The organism is Gordonia desulfuricans NBRC 100010, from assembly GCF_001485495.1.
GTDB classification, from domain to species: domain Bacteria; phylum Actinomycetota; class Actinomycetes; order Mycobacteriales; family Mycobacteriaceae; genus Gordonia; species Gordonia desulfuricans.
This window is the reverse complement of sequence record NZ_BCNF01000193.1, coordinates 1-6,540: the sequence shown is the minus strand read 5'-3', so window position 1 is coordinate 6,540 and position 6,540 is coordinate 1. Positions and strand designations below refer to the sequence as shown.

The following is a 6,540-nucleotide window of genomic DNA, read 5'->3' as shown; positions in this document are numbered from 1 at the left end:
CGACCGCCGCGATGCCGGCCGAGGCCAGCACCGTCGGCCAGTTCACCCCGGAGCCGCGCTCGGCCGCGGCAGGCGGCGCCTCCTGCGGCGCGAGCGGCTCGGGATCGGTCGTCGCGTAGCTGTCGGTGGGATGGTCGTCGGACGGGTAGTACCCGTCGGTGTACCCGATGTCGGCACCGGCCCCTGGTCGTCACCGGTCTGACCGCCGTTGAATGTCACGCTGTTCTCCTCGATACACGCGGAGCGCCCCCGAACACTGCTCCTTAGGTGAGGCTAACCTAGATACACGTCATTCCAAAGCCTCCACCGCAGGCCGGGAGTCCCGGCCGCCCCCTGATACCCCTCCCCCGACACCCGGCGCCCGGACGACTCAGGACGGGTCGGCATCCGGACGCCAGTACGCCTGCGCCTTGACCCCCTTCTTGCCCAGCCCGAAATCGGTGCGGAACAACTCGGCGACCGCGCGGGTGCTCACCGTGTCCAGCGCCACCCAGCCGAAGTGGCCGGTGGCCGCATGCGCCGCCGACCGCACCGCATCGACGAGCGCGGCACCGTCGCGCTCGCGTCGAATCCAGTGGATCGTGTCGATCTCGCGGGCATGCAGCGGGAGATCACGGTCGTCGTCGTGGGTGTACTCGAACCAGACCGTCGCCGGGACACCCGGCGACGACACCGTCAAGGCGTCGAGCAGCGAGTTGATCGCGGGCAATGCCGCCGGATCACCGGCGACCAGCCATCCCGTGGGCGCAGGCTCGGGGATGGCGAACTTCGAGCCCATGAACGTGGCGCCGATCGTGTCGCCGGGCTTGGCCGACTGCGCCCAGCGCGCGGCGGCACCGTCGTGGATGGCGAACTCGATCGCGAAGGTGTCGGCCGCGGCATCGGGATCGGCGAGGGTGTACCCACGCTGATGCGCCTTGCCGTCGGACTCGAACCAGAGTCGCACCCACATGGTCGGATGCACCGGCCGGTCGCGGAGCAGCCCGCCGCCGGTGAAGGCGATCCGCAGGTAATGGTCGGTGACCTTCTCACTGCCGGTGACGGTGAACTCGTAGTCGTCGGCACGCAGGAGTTTGAGGACGGCACCCTGCCATCCGCGCGACGGGGACTTCTGTCGGGTGTCGGCCATGCCGATCCTTCCCTCGGGTACATGCATTCGAGGAAAGGGTAGCCTAACCAGCTGATCCGCGGCAGGCGCCACTAGACCGGCGCCAACGGCACGATCCCGGGATGGGCATCGAGGAAGTCCTTGGTGAACGAGCAGATCGGGCGAACCCGGACCCCCTGGTCGCGACAGTAGGCGAGCGCCCCACGCGTCAGCCGGGTCCCCAGTCCGTGCCCGGTGTACTCGTCGTAGAGCACCGTGTGCAGCACGGTGATCGTGCGCTGCCCGTCGATCTCCTCGTCGGAGTAGCCGAGCACTCCCACGAGATCACCGGCCACCCACAGCTCGAACCGCTCGCGGTCCCGATTGTGGACGACCTGCGAGATCTGCTGCAGGATCGACTGCGCCGTCTGTGGCGGCTGATGGTGTCGGTTCTTTCGGTTCATCCGTCCTCACCCCTTCGACGCCCATTCGGCGGGCACCCGACGTCGTACCGGCCGGTGCCCCAGCCCGGACGGGGATCACCCGTTGTGATCCGCGTCACAGGCTACCTTACGCTTCCGTAGGGAGCGCAAGAGGTTGCCGGAATGTCCACGCGTGTCGCCCCCGTCGTGACGGCATCACGGAGGGCGCGTAAGCTGTCGCCCGCACCACACCACAACTTCACCGACGCGGGGGCTCTCACGAACCGAGGGCTGAGATGACGGCAGGACGGCCGTCGACCGCCCGAACCTGTCCGGATAATGCCGGCGTAGGGAGAGCAATCATGGGGACACCTGTATCCACCGAAACGACGGTCGCGTGCAATGCGGTCACGACCGGCCCGATCTCCGGAAGTCACAAGCGGCACCTCGAGATCGACGGCCTGAGCATCCCGCAGCGCCGGATCGAACTCACCAACGGTGAACACCTCGACGTCTACGACACCTCGGGTCCCTACACCGACGACACCGCGACCATCGACCTCGAACGCGGCCTGCCCCGTACCCGCGACAGCTGGCGGCGCCCGGCCACGGTCGACGGCGCATCCACCCAATTGGCCTGGGCACGAGCAGGTCTGGTGACCGACGAGATGCGATATGTCGCAGCGCGCGAAGGCGTCGACGTCGAGCTGGTCCGCACCGAGGTGGCCGCCGGCCGTGCGGTGATCCCGGTCAATCACCGGCACCCCGAGTCGGAGCCGATGATCATCGGAAAACGCTTCGCGGTCAAGGTGAATGCCAACATCGGCAACTCGGCGGTGACCAGTTCGATCGCCGAGGAGGTGGAGAAGATGGTGTGGGCCACCCGATGGGGTGCCGACACCATCATGGACCTGTCCACCGGCGCCGAGATCCACCAGACCCGCGAGTGGATTCTGCGGAACTCGCCGGTCCCGGTGGGGACGGTGCCGATCTACCAGGCGCTCGAGAAGGTCAAGGGTGACCCCACCGCACTGACGTGGGAGCTGTACCGCGACACCGTGATCGAGCAGGCCGAGCAGGGTGTGGACTACATGACCGTGCACGCCGGGGTGCTGTGGCGGTATGTGCCGCTGACCGCCAGGCGGGTCACCGGCATCGTCTCGCGCGGCGGGTCGATCATGGCCGCCTGGTGCCTGGCCCATCAGCAGGAATCGTTCCTGTACACCAACTTCGCCGAGCTGTGTGAGATCTTCGCACGCTACGACATCACCTTCTCGCTCGGCGACGGACTGCGCCCCGGATCGATCGCCGACGCCAACGACGACGCCCAGTTCGCCGAGCTCCGTACCCTCGGTGAACTCACCACCATCGCGAAATCACATGGGGTGCAGGTGATGATCGAGGGACCGGGGCATGTACCGATGCACAAGATCGCCGAGAACGTGCGCCTGGAGGAGGAATTGTGCGAGGAGGCACCGTTCTACACGCTCGGACCGCTCGCCACCGACATCGCGCCCGCCTACGACCACATCACCTCGGCGATCGGCGCGGCGATGATCGCGCAGGCCGGCACGGCGATGCTCTGCTATGTCACTCCCAAGGAGCACCTGGGCCTGCCCAACCGTGACGACGTCAAGGTCGGCGTGATCACCTACAAGATCGCCGCCCACTCCGCCGACCTCGCCAAGGGGCACCCGCGTGCGCAGGAACGCGACGACGCCTTGTCCAAGGCGCGCTTCGAGTTCCGGTGGCACGACCAGTTCAATCTGGCGCTCGACCCCGACACCGCCCGCGAGTTCCACGACGAGACACTGCCCGCCGAACCGGCCAAGACCGCCCACTTCTGCTCGATGTGCGGACCCAAGTTCTGTTCCATGCGGATCTCCCACGACATCCGGGCCCAGGCCGAGTCCGACGCCACCCTGCTGCCGCTCGAAGTGAGTACGCGGTGACCGATCCGTGGCTGCTGCCCACCGCCGCCCCCGGCCAGACCCCGGTGCGGGTGATGACCATCGCCGGCTCGGATTCCGGTGGCGGCGCGGGCATCCAGGCCGATCTGCGAACCTTCGCGCTGCTCGGCCTGCACGGAACCGTCGCCCTCACCGCCGCCACCGTCCAGAACTCGCTGGGGGTCACCGGCTTCCACGAGATCCCGCCGGAGGTGGTCGCCGCGCAGGTCCGGTCGGTGGTCTCCGACATCGGGGTGAGCGCGGCCAAGACCGGCATGCTCGCATCGGCGCCGATCATCACCGCGGTCACCGAGGTGTGCACCGAACTCGGCATCGGCGGCAACGGAGCGATCCCGCTGGTCGTCGACCCGGTGTGTGCGTCGATGCACGGCGATCGGTTGCTCGCCCTCGAGGCCCTCGACACCCTGCGTGAACGGCTGTTCCCGATCGCGACCGTCGTGACCCCGAACCTCGACGAGGTGCGGTTGCTGACCGGGGTCGAGGTCACCGACCCCGCGTCCCAGCGCGATGCCGCGCGCGCCCTGTACGACCTGGGCCCCAAGTGGGTACTGGTGAAGGGCGGCCATCTGCGGTCGAGTGCGCAGAGCCCGGACCTCCTCTTCGACGGCTCGGAGTTCGGCGAGTTCACGCATGAGCGCATCGACACCGGGCACGACCACGGCGCCGGCGACACCCTCGCCGCGGCGACGGTGTGCGCCCTGGCGCACGGGTATCCGGTGCCGGATGCGATCACCTTCGCCAAGCGGTGGGTCACCTGCGGACTGCAGGCCGCCTATCCGCTCGGCGCCGGGCACGGTCCGGTCAATCCGCTGTGGCGGGTGGCCGGGCCCTAGCCGGACGGTACCACGCTCATGCGGTCCCCATGTGCTCCACCTCGGGTTCTCGGGCGTAGTCGGTGGCGCCGTACCAGTCGACCACCACCACCGGCTCGTCGCCGACCACCCAGGCGTCATGCCCCTGCGGAAGGCTGGTGACGTCGCCGGGTCCGGCGTCGAACTCGGTGCCGTCGTCCATCCTGATGTGCAGCAGCCCGGAGACGTGGTACTGGAAGTGCGGAGCCAGACAGGAGTCGGTGCCGGCGAAGGGTTTGATGTCGACGGACCAGCGCCAGCCGGGCTGGAGGATCAGCCGGCCGATGTCGCTGTCGCCGACGGAGAGGATCTCGGCTCTTCCGTGCGGGAACTCCCGCACCTCGGTGGGCTTGCCGAAGCTCTGGTGTTCGGTGGTTTGCATGTCGTCCTCCTCGGTTCGACGGACCCCTGATACGGGTGGACATGCGAGGATCGTCTGCGGATCAGACAGTTGAATTGTCTCCCCTACCCTCGGGTAGGAAAAGACACACCCGGCGGATTCCGATCCGCCGGGTGTGTGCGTCTGAGGTCGAGTGCCGTTGCGCCAGAACTATTTCGGGCGACTAACGACCTTGCCGGGACGTCAGTGTGCGAGTGCCTTGGCCTTGAGCGCCTCGAACTCCTCGGGGGTGATCGCACCCGAGTCGAGTAGCTGCTTGGCTTCCGAGATCTGCTGCGCCGGCGAGGTTCCCGCGACGGTCTTGATGTACTGGTCGGATTCCTTCTTGTACTCGACCGCCGCCGCCTGGGCACGCTCGGACATTCCCTTGCCCTTGGCGAGCAGGTACACCAGTGCCGTCAGGTACGGGAAGATGATGAGGAAGACCACCCACACGGCCTTGGACCAGCCGGACGCCTTATGGTCGCGGAAGAGATCGGCAATGATGTACCAGAGGACGATCAGGTAGGCCACGAAGGCGAAGATGATGACCATCGACCACAGGAAGTTCCAGAACGAGTCCCACACGGGAGGTCTCCTTTAGATGATGTGACGCGGGGTGCGAACAAACCGGGATCAAGCATTGCACACCTGAGGCATGGGGACATCACCCATGAAGGAGGATTATTCGTGGGAATCGAACTGGGCCTGGACACCTTCGGCGATGTGTCGGTCGACGACGACGGTGCACCGGGCACCGCCGCGCAGTCGATCCGCAACCTGCTCGATGAGGCGATCCTCGCCGACGAGGTGGGCGTCGACTTCATCGGCGTCGGCGAGCATCACCGTGACGACTACTCGGTGTCGGCACCGGAGGTGGTGCTCGGCGCGATTGCCGGCCGCACCTCGCGCATCCGGCTGGGATCGGCGGTCACGGTCCTCAGTTCCGACGATCCGATCCGCGTGTTCGAGCGATTCTCGACGGTGGATGCGCTTTCCTCGGGTCGCGCCGAGGTCATCCTGGGTCGCGGATCGTTCACCGAGTCGTTCCCGCTGTTCGGGTTCGACCTCGAGGAGTACGAGGAGTTGTTCTCCGACAAGCTCTCGTTGTTCGCACAGTTGCGCACGGGTCGGCCGGTCAGCTGGGAGGGCGTCACCCGTCCGCCGTTGACCGGGCAGGTGGTCTATCCGCAGCTCGCCGCTCCCCCGTTGCCGACGTGGATCGCGGTCGGCGGCAGCCCCGAATCGGTGGTGCGCGCCGCCCGGCACGGTCTGCCGCTGATGCTGGCGATCATCGGCGGTGACCCGCTGCGCTTCGCCCCGTATGTCGACCTGTATCGGCGGGCCCTGAACCAGCTCGGCAAGCCGGAGGATCTGCCGGTCGGCGTGCACTCCCCCGGTCATGTCGCCGAGACCGACGAGCAGGCGCGGGACGAGCTGTGGCCGCACTATCGCGGCTACGTCGCCCGGATCGGCGCAGAGCGTGGCTGGCCGGCCCCGACGAGGATCGAGTTCGACCGTTCGACCGGCCCCGGCGGCTCCCTGTACGTCGGGTCGCCGGAGACGGTGGCACAGAAGATCGCCCACACCGCCCGTGCGCTGGGTCTGGCGCGTTTCGACATGAAGTACTCCCACGGCACCCTGGGCCATCGGGCCATGATGCGCAGCATCGAGCTCTACGGCACCCAGGTGATCCCCCGAGTCCGGGAGTTGCTGGCCGAACCCGAGTGAACGGCAGATTCAGCCACGGCCCCTCGGCTCACCCACAAACTGCGCGTTGGTGGTTGAGTCACCAACCATCCCCGACGTGGTCACCACCCAACGCCGGCTG

Annotated in this window: 7 protein-coding genes; 3 read left to right on the top strand and 4 right to left on the bottom strand. The window is 67.4% G+C overall.

Features of this window, described 5'->3' with window-relative positions; genetic code table 11:
• Window positions 1-370 precede the first annotated feature (370 nt).
• A complete protein-coding gene (locus GD1_RS23585) occupies window positions 371-1,129 on the bottom strand; it encodes a siderophore-interacting protein (protein ID WP_059039953.1) in 759 nt (252 codons plus the stop codon).
• Window positions 1,130-1,200: 71 nt separating this feature from the next.
• Entirely contained in the window at window positions 1,201-1,551 is a 351-nt protein-coding gene (locus GD1_RS23580) for a GNAT family N-acetyltransferase (RefSeq protein WP_059039951.1), read from the bottom strand.
• A gap of 320 nt (window positions 1,552-1,871) precedes the next feature.
• Here GD1_RS23580 and thiC point away from each other — a divergent pair, with 320 nt between their 5' ends.
• On the top strand, window positions 1,872-3,461 hold the full coding sequence (thiC, locus tag GD1_RS23575; protein WP_059039949.1) for a phosphomethylpyrimidine synthase ThiC: 1,590 nt from the start codon (window positions 1,872-1,874) through the stop codon (window positions 3,459-3,461).
• Window positions 3,458-4,312 (top strand): bifunctional hydroxymethylpyrimidine kinase/phosphomethylpyrimidine kinase, encoded by an 855-nt coding sequence (thiD, locus tag GD1_RS23570; RefSeq protein WP_059039947.1) that lies wholly within the window; start codon window positions 3,458-3,460, stop codon window positions 4,310-4,312. The genes thiC and thiD overlap by 4 nt, the downstream gene beginning before the upstream one ends.
• Window positions 4,313-4,328: 16 nt before the next feature.
• Here thiD and GD1_RS23565 read toward each other — a convergent pair whose 3' ends face one another.
• Window positions 4,329-4,712 (bottom strand): cupin domain-containing protein, encoded by a 384-nt coding sequence (locus GD1_RS23565; RefSeq protein WP_020792680.1) that lies wholly within the window; start codon window positions 4,710-4,712, stop codon window positions 4,329-4,331.
• 201 nt (window positions 4,713-4,913) lie between these two features.
• Complete coding sequence (locus tag GD1_RS23560; RefSeq protein ID WP_020794859.1) at window positions 4,914-5,297, bottom strand: SHOCT domain-containing protein; 384 nt, start codon at window positions 5,295-5,297, stop codon at window positions 4,914-4,916.
• A 102-nt stretch (window positions 5,298-5,399) separates the two neighbouring features.
• On the opposite strand from GD1_RS23560, the gene GD1_RS23555 reads away from it, so the two are divergent.
• The gene (locus GD1_RS23555; RefSeq protein WP_082365860.1) at window positions 5,400-6,440 is read left to right on the top strand and encodes an LLM class flavin-dependent oxidoreductase; all 1,041 of its coding nucleotides are present in this window, start codon (window positions 5,400-5,402) and stop codon (window positions 6,438-6,440) included.
• Window positions 6,441-6,540 lie beyond the last annotated feature (100 nt).

What these genes read in the sequence shown, in the direction of transcription:
- thiC (WP_059039949.1), top strand. Translation starts at nt 1,872, where the DNA reads ATGGGGACACCTGTATCCACCGAAACGACGGTCGCGTGCAATGCGGTC.
- GD1_RS23585 (WP_059039953.1), bottom strand. Translation starts at nt 1,129, where the DNA reads ATGGCCGACACCCGACAGAAGTCCCCGTCGCGCGGATGGCAGGGTGCC.
- GD1_RS23580 (WP_059039951.1), bottom strand. Translation starts at nt 1,551, where the DNA reads ATGAACCGAAAGAACCGACACCATCAGCCGCCACAGACGGCGCAGTCG.
- GD1_RS23565 (WP_020792680.1), bottom strand. Translation starts at nt 4,712, where the DNA reads ATGCAAACCACCGAACACCAGAGCTTCGGCAAGCCCACCGAGGTGCGG.